The sequence below is a fragment of the Streptomyces sp. NPDC005496 genome, from assembly GCF_042872045.1.
In the GTDB taxonomy this organism is placed as follows: domain Bacteria; phylum Actinomycetota; class Actinomycetes; order Streptomycetales; family Streptomycetaceae; genus Streptomyces.
Genome location: NZ_JBIAJQ010000001.1, coordinates 524,154 through 548,511 on the forward strand (window position 1 = coordinate 524,154; position 24,358 = coordinate 548,511).

Consider the following 24,358-nt stretch of genomic DNA (forward strand, 5'->3'; position numbering starts at 1 on the left):
GCGCCATGCGCTCCGCCGGAGCACGTCACACGGACGCGCGCCCCGTCCCCCGGCGGCGGTCGCACCAGCCCGAGTCGCCCCGGTTCAGGCGGGACCCGGTGGTGCGCGACCCGCGGACGGATCGGCACCACTCGGGGTCTCCACGGTCGGCCACCGGCTACCGCGCCGGCCGCACCACCATCGCCGAGCCGCCGCCCCGGCGTACCTTCTCGGCCGCCGCGAGCCACTTCCCGTCCGGCAGACGCTGCACGCCCGTCGCCGCGCCGATCTCGGGGTTCAGCCGGAAGCCGTGCCCCAGGGCCTCCAGCCGGGCCCGCAACGGGCTGTCCCACAGGGCCGGTTCGAGCTCGGTGGTGGCCTGGTTGCGCTGGCTGGCCCGGGGTGCCGCGATGGCGTCCACCAGCGGCAGCCCTCGGTCGACGAACCCGGTGAGGGTCTGGAGCACCGTGGTGATGATGGTCGCGCCGCCGGGCGAACCGAGGGCCACGACCGGCTTGTCGTGCCCGTCGAGCACGATGGTCGGCGCGATCGAGGAGCGCGGACGCTTGCCCGGACCCGGCAGGTTCGGGTCGTGCACGCCGGGGCTCGCCGGGGTGAAGGAGAAGTCCGTCAGCTCGTTGTTGAGCAGGAAGCCGCGGCCGGGGACCGTGATGCCGCTGCCGCCGGTCTGCTCGATGGTCAGCGTGTAGGCGACGACGTTCCCCCACTTGTCGGCCACCGTCAGATGGGTGGTGTTCTCACCCTCGTACGTCGTCGGTGCCGCCGCTCCCGAGGTGGGGCAGCCCGCCGGATGCCGCGGGTCGCCCGGGGCCAGCGGGCTGGTCAGCACCGCGTCGTCCTGGATGAGGCACTCCCGCGAGTCGGCGTACCGCTGCGACAGCAGTTCCCTCGTCGGTACGTCCTCGAAGGCGGGGTCGCCGACCCAGCGGCCCCGGTCCGCGAACGCGATCCGGCTCGCCTCGATGTAGCGGTGCAGGTACCGCTCCTGGCTCGCCCGGGAGAGGTCGGTCCGCTCCAGGATGTTGAGCGCCTCGCCGACCGTGGTGCCGCCGGAGGAGGAGGGGGCGATCGAGTAGACCTTCAGACCGCGGTACGACGTCTTCGTCGGCGCCTGGGACTTCGCCTCGTAGGCCGCCAGGTCCTTGAGGGACAGCTCCCCGGGACGGGCCACGCGCCCCGACGCCGGGTCCACCGGCGGATCGTTCACGGTGTCGACGATCTCCCGGCCGAGGTCGCCGTGGTAGATCTCGTCGACGCCGTGGCGGCCCAACTCCCGGTAGGTGCGCGCCAGATCGGGGTTCCTGAAGGTCGATCCGACCACCGGCAGCGAACCGCCGGGAAGAAACAGTCCGGCGGTGTCCGGGAAGTCCTCGAAGCGGGCCTGGTTGGCCTCCGTCTGCGAGCGGAAGGTGGCGTCGACCGTGAAGCCGTCCCGAGCGAGCCGCTCGGCGGGTTTCAGCAGGGACGCGAGGGGCTTGCTGCCCCACCGGTCCAGCGCGGCCTGCCAGGTGGCCGGGGTGCCGGGGGTGCCCACGCCGAGTCCGCTGGTGACGGCGTCGGCGAACGGGACCGGTTTGCCGTCCTCCACGAAGAGGTTCTCGTCGGCGGTCAGCGGCGCGGTCTCCCGACCGTCGATCGTGTGCACCGTACGGGACTTGGCGTCGTAGTGGACGAAGTAGCCGCCCCCGCCGACGCCCGCCGAGTAGGGCTCCGTGACGCCGAGCGCCGCCGCGGTGGCTACCGCCGCGTCGACCGCGTTGCCGCCCTTCCTCAGGACCTCGATCCCGGCGGCGGAGGCGTCCGCGTCGACGCTCGCCACGGCTCCGCCGTAGCCGACGGCGACCGGCACCTTCTCCGCGGCTCCGGCCGAGGGAGGCGCCGCCGCCCCCACCGACACCATCGCGGCCGAGACCGCCAGGACCGCCAGACTCCGTGCGACAGGGCGACGCATCCGTACCTCCAGTCAACAGTCGTCCGCGCAGCGTAACTTCCCTCCACGCTCGCGTCAGGTACCCCTCGAACACCGTTCGGTCCGACCGCTAGCATGCGCGCCCATGAATGACGACGTGCGCAACATCGTCCTGGGCGTGCTCGCGGCCGGTATCAGCGCCTGCCTCGGCTGGCTGGCCCGCACCTACCTGTGGAAACGCAGACTCCGCCGCAAACAGGCCTTCTTCGGGCTGCCCGACAACTCCGAGTCGCTGCTGGTGGTCAACCGGGAGGCCGGCGGCCCCGAACTGACCGTGATGCGACACGACGTGTTCGCCCTCCTGGAGCTCTCGGCGCTCATCAAGGACTGCGGCGCGCACGCCCACGTCGTCGCCCACGACGCCGCGCAGCAGGGCTTCGGCGAGCGCACCGAGTTCTGTGTCGGCGGGCCCGCCTCGAACCGGCGTATGGCGGCTCACCTGGCGTCGCTGCTGCCGGGCATCCGGGTGAACACCGACGCCGAACCGGGCCCGGACCGCGGCGCCTTCCAGATCGGCAGCGAGCGCTACCGCCTGGAGTCCGGCAAGGGCGAGTACGTGATCCTGGCGCGGCTCACCGCGGACCTCGGCCGGGCGGCGCGGCCCGTCTTCCTGTTCTGCGGGCAGCGCGCGATCACCAACCAGGCGGCGACCCGCTATCTCGCGCGCCACCATGAGCGGCTGGCCCGCAAGTACCGGAGCGACTCCTTCGTCCTGCTGCTGAAGGTCGTCAACTCCCAGGCGTACGGCCCCGATGTCGTCGAACTCGTCGCGGACGTGACCCGGGCCGCGCAGACCCCGGCGCCGGTGACGACGGCCCGCACCTCGCACCGGGCGCAGTGAGCCGGCCCCGGCGCACTCTCACCGGACCCACACCCCCGGAAGGCGGAACGCACACTTCAGCGGCCTCGGCACACACGAAATGAACACTTCAACAATCGTTACTCGCACGTAACTTACCGACGGGTTACCGGCAGTAAGAAGCCGAGGTTACCGTCGGGTCACTTTGCACTGGCACGAGTGAGGAGTGACCCGTGGGACACCCGCGCAAGGCACTGCGAACCACCGCCGCAGGAGCCGTCTCGGCGACGCTGCTCGCCGGCACCGCCCTCGGCCTCGCCCCCACCGCGCAGGCCGCGCCGGCCGCGAGCGGCACGGCGGGCATCCGCTTCGTCGACATCACCGGGGACGGCGGCACGGTGCTGAAGGCGAACGTCGTGACGCCCGCGGGCGCCGACGGCACCCGGCGCTACCCGCTGATCGTGCTGCCCACGAGCTGGTCCCTGCCACAGATCGAGTACCTGGCTCAGGCCAGAAAGCTCGCCGACTCCGGCTATGTGGTGGTCAGTTACAACTCCCGCGGCTTCTGGGAGTCGGGCGGGCGGATCGAGGTGGCCGGGCCGCCCGACACCGCCGACGCGTCCCGGGTGATCGACTGGGCGCTGGTGAACACCCCGGCCGACGCGGCGAAGATCGGCATGGCGGGCGTGTCGTACGGCGCGGGCATCACCCTGCTCACCGCCGCCCAGGACAAGCGCGTGAAGGCGGTGGCCGCCCTCAGCGGCTGGGCCGACCTCATCGACTCGATCTACTCGGGCCGCACCCAGCACGTCCAGGCCGCCGCGATGCTGGGCGGCACGGGCCACCTCACCGGCCGGCCCAGCGCCGAACTCCAGGAGACCCTGAAGAACTTCCTCGGCTCGAACCTGTCGAAGGAGCAGGAGATGATCGACTGGGGGAAGAAACGTTCCGCCGCGTACGCCGTCGACCGGATCAACGCCAACGGCACGGCCGTCATGCTCGCCAACGCCTGGGGCGACACGATCTTCCCGCCCAACCAGTACGCCGACTTCTACGAGCGGCTGGCCGGGCCCAAGCGCCTGCAGTTCCGCCCCGGTGACCACGCCACCGCCGAGGCGACCGGCCTGCTCGGACTGCCCAACGACGTGTGGACGGACACCGGACGGTGGTTCGACCACTACCTCAAGGGCGAGGACAACGGCGTCGACCGCGAGCAGCCGGTCCGGCTCAAGCCCCGTTCCTCCGGCGGCTACGAGAGCTACCCGGACTGGAAGTCGGTGGGCGCCAACACCAGGAAGATCCCCCTCGCGGGCGAGACGACCATCCACACGAACGTCGACTCGGGCGCGAACGGCGGGACCCTCTTCCTCTCCAGCATCCTCGACCAGCTCGCGCAGCTGCCGCCCACGGCGTCGATCCCGCTGCTGCCGCGCCGCTGGGCCGCCGTATGGCAGTCGCCGAAGCACTCCACCGCCCAACGGGTGCGCGGAACAAGCGAGTTGCACACCACGGTCACCGCGACCAAGGAGAGCGGCACCCTCGTCGCCTACCTCTACGACGTGGGCCCGCTCGGCCTCGGCAAGCTGGTCAGCAACGCGCCGTACACCTTCCACGGACAGACGCCCGGCAAGCCGTTCGGCGTCGACCTGGAGCTGTTCTCCACGGCCTACGACGTCCCGGCAGGGCATCGTCTCGCCCTGGTCGTCGACACGGTGGACCCGCTCTACATCGAGCACAACCCGTCCGGCGCGCAGCTGACCTTCTCCTCACCGGAGCACGACCCGTCGTACGTGTCGGTGCCCCTGCGCGAGCAGTGATCTCCGGCTGCTGCCGGGCGGGTTCTGGCCCTCTCAGCTACTGCACACCCGGCAGCAGCGTCCCTGGTTCGGCCGGTGCCACGTCCACGGCCTCGGTCTTGGGACTGCGCCGTTCGCGCCGGTACACCCGAGGGGCGGACCGGAAGAGCGGCACGCACATCCCGGTGCGGAGCGGCTGGATCACCGTCACCACCGGGATGAACGGCAAATCGTAGTCGAGACTCGACGTGATCAGCCTCCCGGAGCGGAGGAACTCCTCACAGCTGACCGGGGAACCCGGTGAGGGATCGGTCAGGGCCGCCGTCAACCGGCCCACCACGGCGGGCAGTACGGCCCGGACGGCGCGCCGCACGGGCACGTGGGGAACGAACCGGATCCGGCGGCCGCCGGGCGCGCGGAACGCACGTGTCCTGCGGATCATGCGAAGCACCCCCGGCTCAGTGCTTGAGGATCTTGGAGAGGAAGTCCTTGGCGCGGTCGCTGCGCGGGTCGGTGAAGAACTCCTCGGGGGTACGGTCCTCGATGATGCGGCCGTCCGACATGAAGACGACGCGGTTGGCGGCCGAACGCGCGAAGCCCATCTCGTGGGTGACGACGACCATGGTCATGCCGTCACGCGCGAGTTGCTGCATGACCTCCAGCACCTCGTTGATCATCTCCGGGTCGAGGGCCGAGGTCGGCTCGTCGAACAGGAGGGCCTTGGGGTCCATGGCGAGGGCGCGGGCGATGGCCACGCGCTGCTGCTGTCCGCCGGAGAGCTGCGCCGGGTACTTGTCGGCCTGCTCGGCGACACCCACCCGGTCGAGGAGTTCGTGCGAGCGCTTGTCGGCCTCGGCCTTCTTGCGCCCGCGGGCCTTGATCTGCCCCAGTGAGACGTTCTGCAGAACCGTCTTGTGGGCGAAGAGGTTGAACGACTGGAAGACCATGCCGACCTCGGCGCGCAGCCGGGCGAGGTCCTTGCCCTCCGCGGGCAGCGGCTGTCCGTCGAGCCGGATGGACCCGGAGTGGATCGGCTCCAGCCGGTTGATCGCCCTGCACAGCGTGGACTTGCCCGACCCCGACGGGCCGATGACCACGACCACCTCCCCCTTGCCGACGGTGAGGTCGATGTCCTGCAGGACATGCAGCTCGCCGAAGTATTTGTTCACGTCATGCAGTTCGATCAGCGGATCGACGGCCATCCCGGACCTGCCCACTCTCAGCTGTGTCGGTCAGCGCAAACTATCCACGGGCGACGGGACTCGGCCGACGACACGCCAGCCCCGCGATTAACCGTATTTGAGGCCCCGCGACGAGGGCGCACGACCACCCCGGCCGCCTGTTGTGCCACCCCGCGGCCGCCGGCGGGCGTGCCCGGGCCGGCCACGCCTAGGCTTCCGCCGCCTCCGCGTAGACCTGCGACAGCTGGGGGGCGCCCTGCACGGCCCAGTCCAGGCCGGCCTCGATGACCGGGATCTCGCGGCCCGACGCGAGGCGCACCACGGGGCTGCCACCCGGCCACACGTGCCAGGAGGCGCCGGGGACCGTACGCACGACGACCGTGCCCAGGTAGAGACCCGCGTCGTTGGCGAGCCAGGGCAGCGCCTCCGGGTCGTCCCGCCAGCGGGGCAGCAACTGGTCGAGCGCGGTCAACGAGGCCGGGGAGTCGTCCAGTTCGAGCCCCGCCATCGCCGCCTGGGAGCGGAGCAGCTCGCACTCCGAGAGCAGTTCGGTCACACCCTCGGGGTCGTCCTCGAAGGCCACGGCGAGCACCTGGCCGCGCCCCGCGAGGTGCCGCCTGCGCCACTTGTCCAAGAAGGGGATGTTCATCACCGGCCTCTCCATGAGGGAACGATCGCCGAAGGGCCCGCGTTCCCGGCATGTCATGAATGTAGCTTGCGGCAGTTGATCACGGAATCATCCAAATGACCGGACCGCGGTTCCGCCGGACCCGCCGCGCTCGCGGGCAGGGCGGACGGTGCGCACCGCACGGGCCGGTAACGGTGGGCCCGGGCGCTGGAATGCCCGGTCTCCGCCGGGCTCGGGCACGCCGTGGCCGGCCGGCCTCGCCGGACGTGACCGCCTTGCGGGCGGGGTGAGTTCGGCGCCCGTTCACACGCGGCTCATTGACGCCTCCCGGCCCTCTCCCTAGTTTCATGGGGCACCTGTCATCCCGTCTGTCACCGCTCTGGGAGGAGCCGGGCGTGCGCCGATGTCTGTGGGGAGTGGTCGTGGTGCTGGGCCTGGCGCTGGGCGGCGCGCCCGTCGCCCACGCCGAGTCCGCCTCCGTACCCCCGTCTGCGAAAGCCGGGCCGCGTCCGCTGGAACGGCTCTTCGACAACACCGCCGTCAGCGACGACACGCGGCCCGGCGAGGCCGACTTCGACGGCTCGGGCGGCTCGTTGTCCGCGCGGGACCTGACGGCCGCGGGCTGGACCCCGGGGCGCACCCTGACCGTTCAAGGGGCCCGCCTGGCATGGCCGCAACGGGAGCCGGGCGAGCCCGACAACGTGCGCGCCGACGGACAGGCCGTGCGCGTGCGGGGCCGCGGGGACGCGCTCGCCTTCCTCGTCGCCGGCACGGGCGGCGGCGACGCGAGCGGCACGGGCGCGGTCCGGTACGCCGACGGCTCCGTCTCCTCGTACCGGCTCACCGCCCCGGACTGGCGGACCGGGCCGCTCGCCACCAAAGCGGTGGCGCTGCCCCACATCAACACCCCGGAAGGCCAACTCGCCGAGAAGGCACGGCTGTACGTGGTGACGGTGCCGCTCGCCCGGGGCCGCGAGGTCGCCTCGGTGCGACTCCCCCGCGACCGGGCGCTGCACGTGTTCGCCCTGGCGGTACGGCCGTCGACGCGCGCCTGGACGGGCAGTTGGGCCGCTTCGACCTCCGGGTACCAGGCCGTCGGTCCCTGGACGGACCGGACGCTGCGGCTGGTGGTGCACACCTCCGCGGGTGGCCCCCGGGTGCGGATCCGGCTCGACAACACGTTCGCGTCCGCGCCCGTGACCATCGGCGGAGCGACGGTGGCGGTGCGGGAGGCGGGGGCGCGGCCGGCGGCGGCGCCGGTCCCGCTGTCGTTCCGGGGCGCGGCCGGGACGACGATCCCCGCGGGCGCGCAGGCCGTCAGCGACCCGGTGGACTTCGACGTGCCCGCAGACGCCGACCTGCTCGTCAGTTTCCATCTGCCGGGGACGGTGACCGCGGCGCCCGTGCACCGGCTCGCGGTGCAGCGCTCGTACGTCAGCGAGCCGGGCGACCACGCCGGCGACGCCGCGGCGGACGCGTACACCTCCACGATCACCAACTGGCCGCTGCTGAGCGGGGTCGACGTGGGGGGCGGCCCCGGTTCCGTGGTCGTGCTGGGCGACTCCATCACGGACGGCGAGAAGTCGCCGACGGACGCCAACCGGCGCTGGCCCGACCTGCTCGCGGACCGGGTGCGGGCCTCCTCCGTCATCCCGCACTACGGGGTCCTCAACCAGGGCATCTCGGCGAACCGCGTGGTCACCGACCGCTATCCCGGCGACGGGGTGTCCAGCGACAGCGGCGGGGTGAGCGCGCTGCACCGCCTGGACCGGGACGTCCTCGCCCAGACCTCGGTCCGTACGGCCGTCGTCTTCCAGGGCGTGAACGACGTGCGCTGGGGCGCCACCGCGGAGCAGGTGATCGCGGGGCTGCGCGAAATCGCGGACCGGGCCCACGCCCGCGGCGTCCGGGTCCTCGCCGCGACGGTCGCGCCCTGCGAGGGCGAGTCGCTGTGCACCGCCGCGGCCGACGCGCAACGGGTCGCGGTGAACGAGTGGATCCGCGACGGCGAGGACTTCGACGGCGTCCTCGACTTCGACGCGGTGCTGCGGGACCCGGCACGGCCCGCGCGGCTGCTTCCCGCCTACGACAGCGGGGACCATCTGCATCCGGGCGACGCGGGCCTGGCCGCCCTGGCCGATTCCGTGGACCTCGGGCTGCTGGAGCCGTAGGACGCGGGGTGCCGCCCGTCCCGGGACGCGAGCGGGGACGGACGGCACCCGCAGGCCCGGAAGAGTGCTGTCCGGCGGTTACACGTCCAGGTCGACCACGACCGGCGCGTGGTCCGAGGCGCCCTTGCCCTTGCGCTCCTCGCGGTCCACGTACGCGTCGGTCACGGACTTGGCGAAGGGCTCGTTGCCGTAGACCAGGTCGATGCGCATGCCGCGGTTCTTGGGGAACGCGAGCTGGCGGTAGTCCCAGTAGGTGAACGGGTGCTCGTACTTCAGGGGGCGCGGGACCACGTCCGAGAGGCCGGCCTCGCGCAGGGAGGCGAGGGCGGCCCGCTCAGCCGGGGTGACGTGGGTGGCGCCCGCGAACGCGGCGATGTCGAAGACGTCGTCGTCCGTCGGCGCGACGTTGTAGTCGCCCAGCACCGCGAAGGGGCGGCTGCCCGCCGCGTCACCGGCGACCGCGGCCTTCAGCGCCTCGAACCACTGGAGCTTGTAGGCGTAGTGGGGGTGGTCCACCTCGCGGCCGTTCGGCACATAGACCGACCAGACGCGGACCGGGCCGCAGGTCGCGGAGATGGCGCGGGGCTCCACGGCGCCGTCGTAGCCCCCGTCGCCCGGCAGGCCCTTGACCACGTCCTCGATGCCGACGCGGGAGAGCACCGCGACCCCGTTCCACCGGCCGGTCGCGTGGACCGCTGCCTCGTAGCCCAGCTCGCGCAGCTGGTCGACCGGGAACTGCTCCTCGGCGACCTTGGCCTCCTGAAGGCACAGCACGTCGGTGCCGCTGCTCTCCAGCCAGGCCAGCAGCCGCGGGAGTCGGGCGGTGATCGAGTTCACGTTCCAGGTGGCGATGCGCATGCCCTCCAACCTACCGGGCGGGTACGACAACGCCGTCGCTCAGACCTCCGCCGACGCCCCCGGCACCAGCCGCAGGTGCTCCGAGCCGCCCAGGGCGCCGATCTGGTTGTCGTAGATCGGGCGGGCGAGATCGGTCAGGAGCGCGTCGTGGATGTCGTAGGCGCGCTGCGGCCCGACCTCGCGGACGTAGTCGATCACCTCGGAGATCTTGTTCCAGGGGGCCATCACGGGCAGCATCAGCGTCTCGACGGGCCGGCCGGGGACGGTGAGGGCGTCGCCGGGGTGGAAGACGCGGCCGCCGTCGATCAGGTAGCCGACGTTGGTGATGCGCGGGATGTCCGGGTGGATCACCGCGTGCAGTTCGCCGTGCACCTGAACGTCGAAGCCGGCGGCGGTGAAGGTGTCGCCGTGTCCGACGGTGTGCACCCGGCCCGGGAACGCGGCCGAGATCTTCTCCGCGACGGATTTCAGCGTCCAGATCTCGGTGCCCGGACCGGCCTCCATGGCGGCCCGCAGCCGGCCCTCGTCGAAGTGGTCCGGGTGCTCGTGCGTGACGAGGATCGCGTCCGCGCCGACTGCGGCGTCCGCCTCGGTGAACCCGCCCGGGTCGAGGACGAGCGTCCGCCCGTCCTTCTCGAGCCGGATGCAGGAGTGCGACTTCTTCGTGAGCTTCATGAGTCCATCCTGCCTCCGCCCGCGCGGCGGAGGGCGGCCAGGACCGGCGCCGGAACCGGTGCGTCCGCCATCCGCCCGCTTCCCGGCCGGGACTCCGCGCGGCAACGGGGGGACGGGACCGCACGCGTCACTCCTCGGGGGTGGTCTCCTCCCGGATGACCGCCTGCGCGACCTTGAAGGCGCTGTTGGCCGCCGGGACACCGCAGTACACGGCCGCCTGAAGCAGCACTTCCTTGATCTCGTCCGGGGTGAGGCCGTTGCGCAGGGCCGCGCGCGTGTGGAAGGCCAGCTCGTCGAGATGCCCGCCCGCGACCAGCGCGGTGAGGGTGACACAGCTGCGCGAGCGCCGGTCCAGCCCCGGGCGGTCCCAGATCTCGCCCCACGCGTACCGGGTGACGAACTCCTGGAAGTCCCCGGAGAACGCGTCCGCCGAGGCCAGCGCCCGGTCCACGTGCGCGTCCCCGAGCACCTCGCGGCGGACCTTGATCCCGGCGTCGTACGGGTCGGGACGGCCGAGCGCCTGCGGCTGCGCCACGGCGGACGCGATCTCGGCGACGGGCGCCACCGGCGTGGGCGGACTCAGCACCGGGGCGACCGGGGCCGCCGGGACGGCCGTCTGGCCGGTCCCCGGGTCGTACGTGTTCTGCCAGGCGGTGGAGAAATGGCGTACGAGCAGGTCCGTGACCGCCGCCGGCTGCTCCACGGGGACCAGGTGCGAGGCGCCGGGGACGACGGCGAGCCGGGCGTCCGGTATGCCGGCGACCAGGGTGCGCGCCTCGGCGGGCCCGGTGACCTGGTCCTCGGAGCCGACCAGGACCAGGGTCGGCACCCCGATCCGGCCCAGCTCCGCCCGTACGTCGAACGCGGCGAGCGCCTCGCAGGCCGCGATGTAGCAGCCGGGGTCCGTGGTCCGCACCATCTGGACTGCCCACTCGGTGATCGCCGGCTGGGCCGCGGCGAACCCGCCCGTGAACCACCGCTCGGGGGCCGTGCGCGCGATCGGCTCCAGCCCGTTCGTCCGCACGATCACCCCGCGCTGGCGGAACTCGTCGGCCGTGCCGAACCGGGGCGAGGCGGCGATGACCGCGAGAGAGGCGAGCCGCTGGGGGTGGCGCAGCGCCAGCTCGACCCCGACGGCACCACCGAACGCGCATCCCGCGTACCCGAACCTCTGCACGCCCAGCGCGTCCAGGGTGGCGAGCAGCCTGGCCGCCGACTCACCGACGGAACCGGAAGGGTAGGCCGGCGCTCCGCCGTGTCCCGGCAGGTCGTACCGGAAGACCCGCCAGTGCTTCACGAGCTCCGGGATCTGCCGGTCCCACATGTGCCAGGTCGTACCCAGTGAGGGACCCAAGATCAGGACAGGGGCGTCTTCCGGCCCGTCAAAGCGGTATTGCAGGGTGTTCATCGGTGTCTCACTCACGCCCTGCACGGTCTCACATTCCGCGGCACCCCCATGACGGGGGCCGTGAGGACACCGGCCGGATCAGGTGAGAACCTCGCCGACTGCCGTGGTGACGGCGGCGGTTGGCGGAGCCGTGGCGGATGGCGTCGTCGCAGGCGACGGGAACGGTGGGGGCGAGCCGGGTTCCCGAGGCCCCGGCGTCGGGTGCGGGAGCGGTGCCGGGGGGCTTGGACGTGGACCCCGCGCTCCCCTCCCGGGCCGGGAGGGGACGCGAGGTGGACCTCAGACCGCCGTCACCGGATGCCGGACGACGGCGTCGAAGAGGTAGCCCTGGGTGTTGGGGACCGTCGTGTCCGGCTGGGTGCGGCCCGTCGTGTCCGTGGCTCGGGCCAGGAGCGTGTACGGGCCCGGTGCCGCCGGACGCCAGTCGGTGGACCAGCGGACCCACGAGGCGCGGCGCGGGGTGTCGTGCAGCCGGGCCGGACGCCAGCGGGCGCCGCCGTCCGTGCTGACCTCGACCCGGGTGACGGCACCCGCTCCCGACCACGAACGTCCGGTCAGCCGCCGCTCGACACCGGCGGGAACGCTTGCCTCCCACGGCAGTTCGAAGGCGCTCTTGAGGGTCTGCCGGGTGAGCGGCGCGCTGCCCCCGGCGGGGTGGGCGTCACCGAAGAGGCGGTAGAAGTCGGTGTTCCAGGGCGAGTAGAGGGGCCGCGCGGACACCTCGATGTCGCCGACCCACTTGACGGAGGCGATACCGACCCACGACGGCACGAGCACGCGCACCGGGTGGCCGTGGTCCGGCGGCAGCGGCTCGCCGTTCATCTCGTAGGCGAGCAGGACGTCGTCCAGTGCCTTCGACACGGGCAGCGGCCTGCGCACGTGCCCGAGGTTCGTCCCGTCGGCGGTCACGTACTCGGCGTCGAGGCCGACGGGCATGACGTCCACGGCACGGTGGCTCAGCCCGGCACGGCGCAGCACCTCGGCGAGCCGGACACCGCGCCACTCGGCCGTGCCGACGGCACCGAGCGTCCACGCCGTGCCGGTGACGGCCTGCCCCTGCTGGGAGGTGAAGAAGCTGCGGCCGTTGCCCGCGCACTCCACGAACGCGGTTCTGGTCGTCACCGGCAGCCGCTTCAGGTCGTCCAGCGTGAACTCGGCGGGCTTGGCCCGGTGGAGGCCGTCCCCCCGCACGGTGAGCGTCCAACTGTCCGCGTCCAGAACGGGGGTGGAGGTGTGGTTGCGTACGAAGAAGCGCTCGGCCGGGGTGTGCAGACCGGTGCCCGCGAGGGCCGCGAACCTGGTCTCCGCGTTGGTGCCGCGGACGGTGAACCACTCCTCCGGCAGCGGCTTCACGATGCCCGGCGCGCTCGCCGCGACGCGGGTGCTCCCCGCCGTCCCGTCCACGGCGGCGGGCGCCGCGCCCGCCGCGGCTGCCGGTGAGGCCAGGGCGGCGGGGGCGGCGGCGGTGAGTCCGGCCGCCGCCAGCAGCCTCAGCATGTCGCGCCGGGCGACCCCGTCGGCGCGGGCGTCTCCCGCCAGCCACTGGCGGAGTCTGCGACGGTCGTAGGCGAGTTCGGAGGGGGACATGGGGACCTGCCTTTCGGGGCGGTTGTGCGGTGGTGACTGTCCACGGGGCGGGACACGACGGGGGCGCGGGACGGTCGCGGCGGGAACGGCCCCTACGCCGGGAGCGGTCCGTACGGCGGGAACGGTCCGGGTCGGCCGTCTCGGTCGATTCCGGTTTCGGGCGCGCCGGGCTGCTCACGGGCGGAAGCGCGGAGTGCGCGAGGACGCGTGACGGGTCCGCCGAGGGGCGAGCGGGGTGGCGGAGGGGGGACGGGCTCAGGGGCGAGTCCGGCAGTCCGGTCACCTGTCCTGCGCCGAAGTGCCCCTGCTACCGGGCCACTTCGGGGTTCGTCACGCGCGTCGCGCCGGTGAGGAGGATCAACAACAGCCGCGCGACAGAAGCGCGCGGGACCGCGGGGCGAGGCGGTGGCTGTCGAGAATCATGGGCGCCATCGTACGAGTTCGGGCCTCAACTCGGCGTGGAAACGGCGGAGTCCGACGACGGGGAGGGGAGGGACACCTGGCGGTGGCCGGGGTGGACGCGTGAACGTCTTGTCGCCCCGCGCTCACAGGTCGTCGGGCGTGCCCAGGCCGGTGAGCGCGCCCACCGGGTCGAGGTCGGGGGTGCCGCGGGGCCACCAGTCGTCGTGGCCCGGTTCGGACTCGTACGCGTACCAGAGGCCGTCCCGGCCGAGGCGGAGCTGGACGTGGCCGCGCGGGTGCGTGAGGTGGTTGCGCCAGGGCCGGAAGGCGGGGAGGTCGGCGGCGAGGAGCAGCGGGCGGGCCCGGTCGAATCGGCCCGCGGGCGGGTCCCAGGGCTCTTCGAGGACCGCGAGCCCCTCGATCCCGCCCTGGCGCCAGGCGGCCACCGCACGCGCCAGCTCGGCCGGGGTGCGCCGGGTGGCGGTCGCCAGCGACGAGTACAGGGCGCGGGTGCCCGCCGTGAGTCCGGAACCCGGACGGGCGGCGGCGAGCCGTACCGCGTCCTGCCACAGCGTCAGGTCCCCGACCGGATCACGTCCGGCGATGAGCAGCGCGTGCGCGCGGGCGGCCGCGTCGGTGGCCAACTGGTCGAGCGCGAACGGGTCGGGGCCGCCCGGCGCGCCCGGGTACGTCGGCGGCTGCTCGGGATGCGGCGGCGCGGGCAACGGGGCCGGCAGCGCGGGCAGCGAGCGGGGCGCGAGGGCGTCGCGGGCCCGTACGCCCGGCAGCGGGGCCGGTTCGCGGTCCTGGGCCGCGCGGGCCGCGCGCGCGGCGTTCCGGCGGGACAGCTCGTCGAGCAGTTCCCGTTCCCCGCGACCGCGCAGCAGGAGCAGCACGAAGGGGTCCTCGTCCAGGAGCCGGGCGGTCTGGTAGCAGAGGGCCGCCGCGTGCTTGCAGGGGTGCCCGGAGTCGGGGCAGCTGCACCGCGGTTGCAGGTCCGCGGGGCCGGGGAGCAGGGCCACACCGCAGTCGGCGAGGGACTGGGGCATCTCCTTGTCGAGCAGCGCGGCGATGTCCCCGGGCCGCTCGGCCGCGATGTCGAGGAAGCGCTCCCAGTCGGCGTCGGTGAGCGTCCGCAGCCGTACCTGCACGCGGTACGGGCGCGCCCGCGTGCCGTGCACGTACGCGAGGACGACTCCCGGGGTGACCGTGATGGCGTCCACGTGGCCCCGTCCGGCGTATCCGCGCCCCCGGGCGAGCCGTGCCGGGTCGAGCGCCCCCTCCTCCAGCGCCGTCACCCACGCGTTCCCCCACCACGTCTCCGCGAACGCGTCGGAGGCGGGCGCCGACCGCGCCGGGAACGCCGGAAACGTCCTGCGCAGCTCCCCGTCCCGGCCCGGCGATGCCATGGAGCGCCGGCCCGGTCCGCCCGCGTGCGTGCCCTGTGCTTCGCTCTCCCGCCGTGCCGGGCGGGCGGGCGCCGGCTCGGCATTGTCGCCGTCGCCGTCGCCGTCACCGCGTCGTGCGGCGCGGATGTCGCCGACGGAGGCCGTCGCCTGCCGCGGGTGCGGGGTGGACGCCCAGCCGGAACGCCATCCCGCGTCCGCCGCGTCGGCGTGTGTCCCGGCGTCGGCGTGCGTCTCCACGTCGGCATGCGTCTCCGCGTCCGTGTACGTGTCCGCGTTCGCGTTCGCGTAGGTGTCCGTGCCGGCGTCCGCGTCCGCGTCCTCGTCCGCTTGCGCGGATGTGCTGCGCGTCTCGTCGCCCGCTGTCGGTACGGCTTCCGCGGTCTCCGTGGAGGCGTGCGCCCGGCCCGAGGACTGTTCCTCGGCAGGGACGCGCCGCTCCCCGATACCGCTCCCCTCCTCCAACTCGGGCTCGTCCGTGGGGAATTTGAAGGCTCCCGCCAGAAGGTCCCTGAGGTCCTGGGCGCGGTTCCCCTGCGAGGGGTGTCGGGTCGGCCGGCGCTCCCGGTCGCCGGGGGGTGCTCCGCCGGCGGCTCGGCGCCCGCGCTCGATGTCCCGGCGCGAGGCGGCCTTCCGCTCGCGGTCCTGCGCTCCGCGGGCGGCACGCAGGGCCTCCCGGGCGATGTCGGCGGGACGCGCGGTACCGGCTGTCTCGCCGGTGTCGGCGGGACGCGCGGTACCGACGGCCTCGTCGGCCTCGTCGGCCTCATTGGTACCGGGCGGCGCCTCGTGAGGTGTCGTCTCTCGACCCGCAGGGCTTCCCGGCTCGCTCGCGGGCTCCGGGGTGGGCCCGTCCTCTCCGGTCACCGCCGCCTCAGGGGCGACGGGGGCCGCCGTATTGCCGGTGGCCGCACGGCGCAAAGCCTCGCGGGCCGCGTCGCCCGGGCGGGTGCGGGGTGGCACCGCCTCGACGGGCGCCGGAGTCCGAGTCGTCCGCGCCGGGTGCGCGTCCGGGCGGTCGCCGAACGCCTCGGACGCGCGGATGTCACGCTCCCGAGCGGCGCGCAGTGCCCGTCGGGCCGCGTCGGCGGGCCGGACGCCCTCGGGCTCCGCGGACTCGTCCTCCCGGTCGCGGTCGACCGGCGGCTGGTCCTCGGCCCCTGCTGCCCCCGCCCCTGCCCCTGCCCCAGGGGAGGACTCGCCGGAGGTCCCGGTCACCGGGGTCCGACCGGCGTCCGCGGAGCTCTCCCCCGCGGCTCCCCCGTCGGCGTCCCTCACCGTGCCGGTCCCCCCGGCGTCCTCCGCCGTACGCGTCTCCGTGAGGCGGTCCTCGCCAGGCTCGTCCGTCGCGGCGTTCATGCGGGCCTCCGCAGGGAGACCAGGTCGGACAGTTCCCGGTCGGTCAGTTCGGTGAGGGAGGCCTCGCCCGAGCCCAGGATGGCGTCGGCGAGGGCGCGCTTGGCCTCCAGCATCTCCGCGATGCGGTCCTCGACCGTGCCCTCCGTGATCAGGCGGTGGACCTGGACGGGCTGGGTCTGGCCGATGCGGTACGCGCGGTCGGTGGCCTGCTCCTCGACGGCCGGGTTCCACCAGCGGTCGAAGTGGACGACGTGGCCGGCGCGGGTCAGGTTCAGCCCTGTGCCCGCCGCCTTGAGGGAGAGCACGAGGACCGGCGTGGCACCGCTCTGGAAGCGGTCGACCATCCGCTCGCGCTCCACGACCGGTGTGCCTCCGTGCAGCAACTCGGCGGGGATCGCGCGGGTGGCCAGGTGGGAGGAGATGAGCCGGGCCATCCCCACGTACTGGGTGAAGACCAGCGCGGAACCGTCCTCCGCGAGCAGCGTGTCCAGCAGTTCGTCCAGCAGCGCCAGCTTGCCGGACCGGGCGGCCAGACCCTGGGCGGCCGCTGCCGCGCCCTCCTTCAGGAACAGCGCCGGGTGGTCGCAGATCTGCTTGAGGGAGGTGAGGAGCTTGAGGACCATGCCCCGTCGGGCGATGCCCTGGGCGGCCTCGATCGCGAACATCGACTCCCGCACCACGGCTTCGTAGAGCGAGGCCTGTTCCCTGGTGAGCGGGACGGGGTGGTCGGTCTCCGTCTTGGGCGGCAGCTCGGGGACGATGCCGGGGTCGGACTTCTTGCGGCGCAGCAGGAAGGGCCGGACGAGTCGGGCCAGCCGGGCCACGGCCTCGTCGTCCTCGCCGTTCTCCACCGCGCGGGCGTGGCGGGCGCGGAACGACTTGAGGGGGCCCAGGAGTCCGGGGGTGGTCCAGTCGAGGAGCGCCCACAGCTCCGAGAGGTTGTTCTCCACGGGGGTGCCCGTCAGCGCCACGCGCGCGGGGGACGGGATGGTGCGCAAGGCCTTGGCGGTCGCCGAGTACGGGTTCTTGACGTGCTGGGCCTCGTCCGCGACGACCATGCCCCACTGCTGCTGGGCGAGCCTGGTCGCGGCCGAGCGCATGGTGCCGTAGGTCGTGAGGACGAAGCCCCCGCCGAGGCCGTCCAGGGTGCGGTCGGGTCCGTGGAAGCGGCGCACGGGGACGCCGGGGGCGAAGCGGGTGATCTCCCGCTGCCAGTTGCCCAGCAGGGAGGCGGGGCAGACGACGAGGGTCGGCTCGGCGCGGTCACGTCGCAGGTGCAGCGCGATCAGGGTGATCGTCTTGCCGAGGCCCATGTCGTCGGCGAGGCAGCCGCCGAGTCCGAGGGACGTCATGGTGTCCAGCCAGCCCAGGCCCCGGAGCTGGTAATCGCGGAGGGTGGCCGCGAGTCCGGGCGGCGGCGGCACGGGCGCCACACCCGCCGTGAGCCGGTCGCGCAGGGCGGCGAGCGCGCCGACGGGCACCGCTTCCACCGTCTCGCCGTCGACCTCCGCGCTGCCGCTGAGGGCGACGGAGAGGGCGTCGACCGGGTCGAGCAGGCCCAGCTCCCGCTTGCGCGCCTTGCGGACGAGCGCCGGGTCCACGAGCACCCACTGGTCACGCAGCCGCACCACCGGACGGTGGGCCTCGGCCAGGACGTCCATCTCGGCCTCGCTGAGCGGGTCGCCGCCGAGCGCCAGCTGCCAGCGGAACTGGAGGAGGTCCTCGCTCTCGAAGAAGCCCGTGCCATCGGTCGCGGAGCCGGGCGCCGGGCGGACCACGGCGGCCGCGGTGAGGTCCTGGGCCAGGTCCCGGGGCCAGTGGACGGCGACACCCGCCGCGCCCAGCCGGGTCGCCGCCACGCCGAGGAGATCGGACAGCTCCTGCTCGGACAGGGCGAGGACATCGGGCGTGTCCTGCTCCGACAGGCGGTCCAGGGGCGGCCAGACGCGGGCCGCGCGGCGGACGGCGAGGGCGGCGTCCACCCGCGCGCGTGGCCCGAACGTCGCGTCGGCCGTGCCGGCCCACAGTTCGGCCGCGTCCACGACGAGCGTCGGGTCGGCGAGGCTGTGCACCTGGACGACGGCCGCGCCCGCACGGTGCGCGTCCTCGCTGTCGTCGAACAGCTGGTACGCCGACAGGTCCAGGCGCAGGGAGATCCGGACGCCCGCGTCCATGCCCGCGGCGACCTCGGCCGCCCAGTCGTGGGCGCCCGGCATGCGCTGCGGGCCGCGGGCGGCGAAGGGCCGGCCGGAGGCGTACGGCGCGGCGGGGGTGCGCGGCAGGGTGTCGGCGACCGCGTCCAGGAACGAGCGCATCAGCGCCTCCGGCTCGGGCAGCCGGAGCGGGCCCTTGCCGGGGAGGGGCACCGCGTGGCCCTCCGGGGGCAGGGCCGCGGCGATGGCCCTCAGGTGGGCGATGTCGTCCGGGTCCAGCGGTCCGGCCCGCCAGGCGTCGTGGGCGTCGGCCGTCAGGCCCGGCAGCAGCCGCCCGCGCGCGACGAGCCGCAGCGCGTGCAGTGCGGCGGCGCCCCAGCAGGCGGTGGCGGGGTGGGCGCCCGGGTGGCGCCGGGCGTCGGTGAGCAGCGGGAGGGCCTCGGCGATCCCCAGCGTCAGCGCGGGCACGGTCGCCCGCCGCACTCCGGAGCCGTGGCGCCGTACGACCGTCAGCTCGGTCCGTCCGACGGGGGGCGCGTCCGAAGCGGCATCCCGCGCGTGCCGGTCGTCCGGTCCTGCCGTCCCGCTCCCTCTTCCGGGGGCCGGTCCCCCGGCGTCTTCGGGCTCGCGCCCGGCCTGCGTACGCGCGGTGTCCTCCGCGTCGGGGTCCCAGAAGGCGATCCGGCCGTCGCGCGGCAGGGGCGCGGGCAGGAAGACGGCGGCGAGCCGCACGGACACGGCGGGGCCGCTCCCGGCCGGGGAGCCCGCGGAGGCGTCTCCCAGGGAGCCCGGGCCGGTCCCGGCGGTCGCCGACAGCACCGCACCACTCATACGCCCGGTCACCTCCCGCCCCGTGTCGATTCAGCTGTCTTCGACTCTACGGGCGAGGTCTGACAATCGACCGCGCCACCAGCACCGACGGCCGTCCACGCGCCCCGGCGAACCGGGGCCGACGGCCACTCACGAACCCCGCGGAGCCGGCACTGCCGTGCATCCACGGACCCCGCGGAGCCAGTACCGCCCGGCACTCAGGGGCCCGCAGAACCGGTCCCCGACGAGCATCCACGGACCCGGCAGAACCGAGGTGGACGGGCGACGCCCGACCCCGGAGCGCCGGCGCGGGCGCGCACCGGCGCCCGGGGCGCCGGCCGTCGCCATGGTCGCCGCGACGGAACCCGCCGTCGGCCCCGCGGCACTGGCGAGGCCCACTCCCCCGCCGCGTCCCCGCTCCGTCCGCCCGTCAGGGCGTCGTGCGGGAGACGACGTACACCATGGGGTGCTCGGGGTCGGAGCGGTTCACGACGACGTCGTGGTTGGGCGCCGGGTTCTTCGTCTTGTGGACGAGTCCCGACCAGGGGCCGGGGCCCGTGAACTCCCAGCCGGTGACGCGCCGGTCGCGCGCGCTGATGGTGATGTCGTCCAGTTCCAGCTCGCTGCGGCTGGTCCCGATGTTCTGGAAGAACTCGGTCAGCTCCGCGTCGCTGGTGCGGAACTGGACGTACAGCCGGCTGGTCTTCCAGTTGTTCGTCTCGTAGTACGCGACGTCGGTGGAGTCGCCGGGGACGGGCACCTTGTACAGGCGGCGCTGGACGCGGGAGGGCCAGCCCTCGGTGAGGCCGGTCGCGGAGTACTTGGCCTCCTTGTCCTTGCCGCTGTTGCGGCTCTGGTCGGCCGAGATCACCAGGTAGCCGGCGGGCACGCCGATCAGGAGCACGATGATCAGCAGGGTCAGGGCGCGCCTGCGGATCACGTGGCGCCGGTCCTCGGGGGGCCTCGGCGGCTCGTCCGGCGGGGTGGCCTGGCGCGGCAGCGAGGCGGTCACATCGAGTCCGTGGTGGTGCGGCGGGACTCCGCGAAGCGCTCGTAGCGCTCGTAGCGCTCCACGCGGCGGCGCTTGGCACGGCGGAAGCGGCGGGCGACCAGCCGGGCGAGGTCGGCGGCGCCGACCATGCCGGCCTCGGGGCCGAGCTGGGCACGGGCGATCCGGGCCTCGGGGCGGTAGCCGCGGCCCGTGAGGTGCCGCCGGAACGCGTCGCGCGCGGGGCCGATCAGCAGGTCGTCGGCGGCCGAGACACCGCCGCCGATGACGAAGCAGGACGGGTCCAGAGCTGCGGCCAGGTTGGCGATGCCGACGCCGAGCCACTGGCCGATGTCCTGGAGGAGCTCGATGCACATGGCGTCGCCCTCGCGGGCGAGTTCGGTGATGAGCGGTCCCGTGATGTCGGGGATGTTGCCCTTGACGCGCTCCACGATCCCGTACGCCACCGGGGAGTCAGCGGCGGCGAGTTCGCGGGCCTCGCGGACCAGCGCGTTGCCCGAGCTGTACTGCTCCCAGCAGCCGCGGTTGCCGCAGGGGCAGCGGTGCCCACCGGGCACGACCTGCATGTGGCCGAACTCGCCGGCGACGCCGAACTTGCCGCGCTTGACCTGGCCGTCCTCCAGGATCGCGCCGCCGATGCCGGTGCCAAGCGTGATCATGACGAGGTGGTCCTCGCCGCGGCCCGCGCCGAAGCGCCACTCCGCCCAGGCGGCGGTGTTGGCGTCGTTGTCGACCAGGACGGGGACGGCGAGGCGCCCGGCGATGCGGTCCCGCAGAGGCTCGTTGCGCCAGGACAGGTGGGGCGCGAACAGGATGCGGTTGCGGTCCGCGTCGACCCAGCCGGCCGCGCCGATGCCCACGGCGTGCACGTCGTGCCGGTCGGAGAGGTCCAGCACCAGCTCGACGATGGTGTCCTCGACGACCTTGGGGCTCTTGGACTTGTCCGGCGTCTCGGCGCGGACCTTCTCCAGGATGTTGCCGTCGGCGTCGACGACGCCCGCCATCACCTTCGTACCGCCGATGTCGATGCCCACGGTGGGGACGCGGGGCGCCGTCAGGTGGGATCGGCGCTCACGCGTGCCCACGGTCAGGACGGTGGCCCGGCGGGAACCGATGGGGGCGCTCCCTGCTCGAGCCGAGCCGAGAGCCCGGGGCAGGGCGAGGTCGCGGTAGGTGCTCATCGCGCCGATTCTGCCTCACACCTCCGCGGCCCCGCATGGCGGCGCCCTGACAAGGGTCCGTCACTCCCCGGGGACGTCGCTCCTGGAGTGCCCGCCGAGGTGGGTCGGGACCGGAGCGCGCTCCAGCTCGTGGCGGAGATCGTCCAGCTCGCTGCCGCCCGCCATCTGACGGGTGAGCTCGTCGAGGGTGATCTCGTCCCGGGTGTTGCTGCCGAACATGGCGCCGCGCTTGAGGAGCACGAAGCGGTCGCCCACGAGGTACGCGTGATGGGGATTGTGGGTGATCAACACAACACCCAGTCCGGCATCCCGTGCGGCAGCCACATATTTGAGGACCACACCGGACTGCTTCACGCCGAGGGCGGCGGTGGGCTCGTCCAGGACGAGGACCTTGGCGCCGAAGTAGACGGCGCGGGCGATCGCCACGCACTGGCGCTCGCCGCCCGACAGGGTGCCGATGGGCTGGTCGACGTCGCGCAGGTCGATGCCCATGCGCAGGAGTTCCGCGTGGGTGGTCCTGCGCATGAAGTCGACGTCCAGGCGCTTGAAGGGTCCGGCGCCCTTCGTCGGCTCGGAGCCGAGGAAGAAGTTCCGCCAGACCGGCATCAGCGGGACGACGGCGAGGTCCTGGTAGACCGTGGCGATGCCGAGGTCGAGGGCCTCGCGCGGGGAGGACAGCCGGGTGTCCGCGCCCTCGATGCGGAAGACGCCGGAGTCGTGCTGGTGCAGCCCCGCGATGATCTTGATCAGGGTCGACTTGCCCGCGCCGTTGTCGCCGAGCACGCAGGAGATCTCGCCCGCGTGGACCTCCAGGGACACGCCTTCCAGGGCGCGGACGTTGCCGTAGTACTTGCTGACGTCGGCCAGCTCCACCAGCGGCGTACGTTCCTCGACTGCCGTCTTGTCCGTCACTTCGTGGCCTCCGCGCGCTTGCGGACCCAGGCGTTGAGCAGGGTCGCGAGGAGCAGCATCGCTCCGAGGAAGAACTTGAACCAGTCGGGGTTCCACTCGGCGAACACGATGCCCTTGTCGGTCATGCCGAAGATGAACGCGCCGACCGCCGAGCCCACCGCCGAGCCGTAGCCGCCGGTGATCAGGCAGCCGCCGATGACGGCCGCGATGATGTAGATCAGTTCCTTGCCGACGCCCTCGCCGGACTGTACGACGTCGAACGAGAACAGCAGGTGCTGGCCGGAGATCCAGGCGGCGAAGGCGACGCCCATGTAGAGGCCGATCTTGGTCCGGTCGACCGGGACGCCGACCGCGCGGGCCGCGTCCTTGGCGCCGCCGACCGCGAAGATCCAGTTGCCGACGCGGGTCCGCAGCAGGATCCAGGACGCGACGGCGACGAGGGCGAACCACCACAGGATGGTGATCTTGAAGTCGACGCCGCCGACGGTGAGGACGGAGGCGAAGACGTCCTTGGCGGAGTCGAAGCCCTCCATGTCGGAGATCGACTTGGTGGAGACCGTGCCGCTGATGAACTTGGTGAAACCGAGGTTCATGCCGGTCAGCATCAGGAAGGTGCCGAGCGTGATGATGAAGCTCGGGAGCTTGGTGCGGGTCAGCATGAAGCCGTTGAAGGCGCCGATGGCGAGCGTCACGACGAGGGAGACGAGGACACCGACCCACACGTTCGCGGTCATCTGGTAGCTGAACATCGACGAGACCAGCGCGGACGACGTCACCATGACGCCCGCCGACAGGTCGAACTCGCCGCCGATCATCAGCAGCGCGACGGGCACCGCCATGATCCCGATGGTCGAGGCCGCGTAGAGGACCGTGCTGAGGCTGGACGCCTGGAGGAAGCTGTCCGCGACGACGGAGAAGAACAGGAACACGGCGATCGCGCCGACCACCGAGCCGAGCTCGGGACGGCCGAGGAGCCTGCGCAGCGGCGAGGTCTTCATCAGCCGTTCGTCGGCCTGGGTCTCCGGCGCCGGTGCCGGTGCTGTCGCGGTCATCGCGTCCCCCGCTTCGTGTACTCCTCGAGCGCGCCGGCCTGGTCCTTGGTGATGATCTGCGGGCCGGTGAGGACCGGCTTGCCGCCACCGAGGACGTCGGCGTTGTACTTGTACAGCCACAGCAGGTCCACTGCCTGGTAGCCCTGGAGCCAGGGCTGCTGGTCGACGGCGAAGCCGAGCGTGCCGTCCTTGAGCTCCGCGGCCACCTTGGCGTTCAGGTCGAAGGTGTCGACCTCGGCCTCGCTGCCCGCGTCCTTCTTGGCCTTGACCGCGGTGTCCGCGTAGGGGGCGCCCAGGGTGACGATCGTGTCGATGGACTTGTCGGCCTGGAGCTTGGCGCCGATGGAGGACTGCACGGCGGACATGTCGGTGCCCTGGACGTACAGGTTCTGCACGTCGCCGCCGAAGGTCTTCTTGACGCCGTCGCAGCGCTGCTCGTGTCCCACGTTGCCCTGCTCGTGCAGGATGCACAGGGCCTTCTTGCGGTGGCGCTTGTCGAGCTCGTCGCCGACGGCCTCGCCGGCGATGGTCTCGTCCTGGCCGACGTGGGTGAGCGCGCCGAAGGCCTTGGACTGCTCGGAGCCGGAGTTCACGGTGATCACCGGGATGCCGGCCTTCTCGGCGCGGGCGACGGCCGCCTTCATGGCGTCCGGCTTCGCGAGCGAGACGATGATGCCGTCGACCTTCTTGTCGACGGCCGCGTCCACGAGCTGCGCCTGCTGCTGGGCCTCGGCGTTGTGCGAGTACAGGAACTTGATGTTGTCCTTGACGGCGGCCTGCTCGGCGCCGCTCTGGACGATGTCCCAGAAGGTGTCGCCGTCACCCGAGTGAGTGATCATGGCGAAGGTCCAGCGGGGGGTGTTCACCGCCGCCTTCCCCTGGGCGGACGCGGCCTTGCGGGCGTCCTCGGCGCGCTTGCCGCCGGTGCTGCTGCAGCCCGCGAGGGACACGCCGAGCGCCCCTGCCAACGCGATGGATACCCATGTCCGAGTCCGTGCCACG

18 protein-coding genes are annotated in these 24,358 nt (G+C 73.2%); 3 read left to right on the forward strand and 15 right to left on the reverse strand.

Going from position 1 to position 24,358, the window contains the following annotated elements; genetic code table 11:
- Positions 1 to 157: 157 nt before the first annotated feature.
- Positions 158 to 1,951, reverse strand: a complete 1,794-nt coding sequence (gene ggt / locus ACFYQQ_RS02510; protein WP_355792970.1) for a gamma-glutamyltransferase — start codon at positions 1,949 to 1,951, stop codon at positions 158 to 160.
- A gap of 103 nt (positions 1,952 to 2,054) precedes the next feature.
- Here ggt and ACFYQQ_RS02515 point away from each other — a divergent pair, with 103 nt between their 5' ends.
- Positions 2,055 to 2,810, forward strand: coding sequence for a hypothetical protein (locus ACFYQQ_RS02515; RefSeq protein WP_355792972.1), 756 nt, complete (start codon positions 2,055 to 2,057; stop codon positions 2,808 to 2,810).
- 191 nt (positions 2,811 to 3,001) lie between these two features.
- Complete coding sequence (locus ACFYQQ_RS02520) at positions 3,002 to 4,585, forward strand: CocE/NonD family hydrolase (protein WP_388903025.1); 1,584 nt, start codon at positions 3,002 to 3,004, stop codon at positions 4,583 to 4,585.
- A gap of 37 nt (positions 4,586 to 4,622) precedes the next feature.
- On the opposite strand, the gene ACFYQQ_RS02525 is transcribed toward ACFYQQ_RS02520, so the two are convergent.
- From ACFYQQ_RS02525 to ACFYQQ_RS02535, 3 genes are all read right to left on the reverse strand, one after another.
- Positions 4,623 to 5,006 (reverse strand): hypothetical protein, encoded by a 384-nt coding sequence (locus tag ACFYQQ_RS02525; protein ID WP_355792914.1) that lies wholly within the window; start codon positions 5,004 to 5,006, stop codon positions 4,623 to 4,625.
- 16 nt (positions 5,007 to 5,022) lie between these two features.
- Positions 5,023 to 5,766 carry an amino acid ABC transporter ATP-binding protein gene (locus ACFYQQ_RS02530; protein ID WP_355792922.1) on the reverse strand — a complete coding sequence of 248 codons (744 nt, stop codon included), beginning with the start codon at positions 5,764 to 5,766 and terminating at the stop codon, positions 5,023 to 5,025.
- Positions 5,767 to 5,953: 187 nt separating this feature from the next.
- A complete protein-coding gene (locus ACFYQQ_RS02535; RefSeq protein ID WP_355792916.1) occupies positions 5,954 to 6,394 on the reverse strand; it encodes a DUF6278 family protein in 441 nt (146 codons plus the stop codon).
- A gap of 326 nt (positions 6,395 to 6,720) precedes the next feature.
- On the opposite strand from ACFYQQ_RS02535, the gene ACFYQQ_RS02540 reads away from it, so the two are divergent.
- The gene (locus ACFYQQ_RS02540) at positions 6,721 to 8,544 is read left to right on the forward strand and encodes an SGNH/GDSL hydrolase family protein (protein ID WP_388903029.1); all 1,824 of its coding nucleotides are present in this window, start codon (positions 6,721 to 6,723) and stop codon (positions 8,542 to 8,544) included.
- A 78-nt stretch (positions 8,545 to 8,622) separates the two neighbouring features.
- Here the strand turns inward: ACFYQQ_RS02540 and ACFYQQ_RS02545 are convergent, their stop codons facing one another.
- The 11 genes from ACFYQQ_RS02545 to ACFYQQ_RS02595 form a co-directional block, all read right to left on the reverse strand.
- Entirely contained in the window at positions 8,623 to 9,402 is a 780-nt protein-coding gene (locus tag ACFYQQ_RS02545) for an exodeoxyribonuclease III (protein ID WP_355790444.1), read from the reverse strand.
- A 39-nt stretch (positions 9,403 to 9,441) separates the two neighbouring features.
- Complete coding sequence (locus ACFYQQ_RS02550) at positions 9,442 to 10,077, reverse strand: MBL fold metallo-hydrolase (RefSeq protein WP_355790441.1); 636 nt, start codon at positions 10,075 to 10,077, stop codon at positions 9,442 to 9,444.
- A 127-nt stretch (positions 10,078 to 10,204) separates the two neighbouring features.
- The gene (pcaC, locus tag ACFYQQ_RS02555; RefSeq protein ID WP_355790438.1) at positions 10,205 to 11,500 is read right to left on the reverse strand and encodes a 4-carboxymuconolactone decarboxylase; all 1,296 of its coding nucleotides are present in this window, start codon (positions 11,498 to 11,500) and stop codon (positions 10,205 to 10,207) included.
- A 264-nt stretch (positions 11,501 to 11,764) separates the two neighbouring features.
- Entirely contained in the window at positions 11,765 to 13,072 is a 1,308-nt protein-coding gene (locus ACFYQQ_RS02560) for a sulfite oxidase (RefSeq protein ID WP_388903033.1), read from the reverse strand.
- A 545-nt stretch (positions 13,073 to 13,617) separates the two neighbouring features.
- Positions 13,618 to 16,239 (reverse strand): SWIM zinc finger family protein, encoded by a 2,622-nt coding sequence (locus ACFYQQ_RS02565; RefSeq protein WP_388903036.1) that lies wholly within the window; start codon positions 16,237 to 16,239, stop codon positions 13,618 to 13,620.
- Positions 16,236 to 19,223 carry an SNF2-related protein gene (locus tag ACFYQQ_RS02570; RefSeq protein WP_388903039.1) on the reverse strand — a complete coding sequence of 996 codons (2,988 nt, stop codon included), beginning with the start codon at positions 19,221 to 19,223 and terminating at the stop codon, positions 16,236 to 16,238. The genes ACFYQQ_RS02565 and ACFYQQ_RS02570 overlap by 4 nt, the downstream gene beginning before the upstream one ends.
- 409 nt (positions 19,224 to 19,632) lie before the next feature.
- Positions 19,633 to 20,214: a sugar kinase gene (locus ACFYQQ_RS02575; protein ID WP_355782830.1), complete on the reverse strand. Its 582-nt coding sequence runs from the start codon at positions 20,212 to 20,214 to the stop codon at positions 19,633 to 19,635.
- Positions 20,211 to 21,392, reverse strand: coding sequence for an ROK family glucokinase (locus ACFYQQ_RS02580; protein ID WP_355782833.1), 1,182 nt, complete (start codon positions 21,390 to 21,392; stop codon positions 20,211 to 20,213). The genes ACFYQQ_RS02575 and ACFYQQ_RS02580 overlap by 4 nt, the downstream gene beginning before the upstream one ends.
- Before the next feature lie 60 nt (positions 21,393 to 21,452).
- Positions 21,453 to 22,304 (reverse strand): ATP-binding cassette domain-containing protein, encoded by an 852-nt coding sequence (locus ACFYQQ_RS02585; protein WP_355782836.1) that lies wholly within the window; start codon positions 22,302 to 22,304, stop codon positions 21,453 to 21,455.
- Complete coding sequence (locus tag ACFYQQ_RS02590) at positions 22,301 to 23,356, reverse strand: ABC transporter permease (protein WP_355782839.1); 1,056 nt, start codon at positions 23,354 to 23,356, stop codon at positions 22,301 to 22,303. Before ACFYQQ_RS02590 ends, ACFYQQ_RS02585 begins: the two co-directional genes overlap by 4 nt.
- Entirely contained in the window at positions 23,353 to 24,357 is a 1,005-nt protein-coding gene (locus ACFYQQ_RS02595) for a sugar ABC transporter substrate-binding protein (RefSeq protein WP_355782841.1), read from the reverse strand. The genes ACFYQQ_RS02590 and ACFYQQ_RS02595 overlap by 4 nt, the downstream gene beginning before the upstream one ends.
- Position 24,358 lies beyond the last annotated feature (1 nt).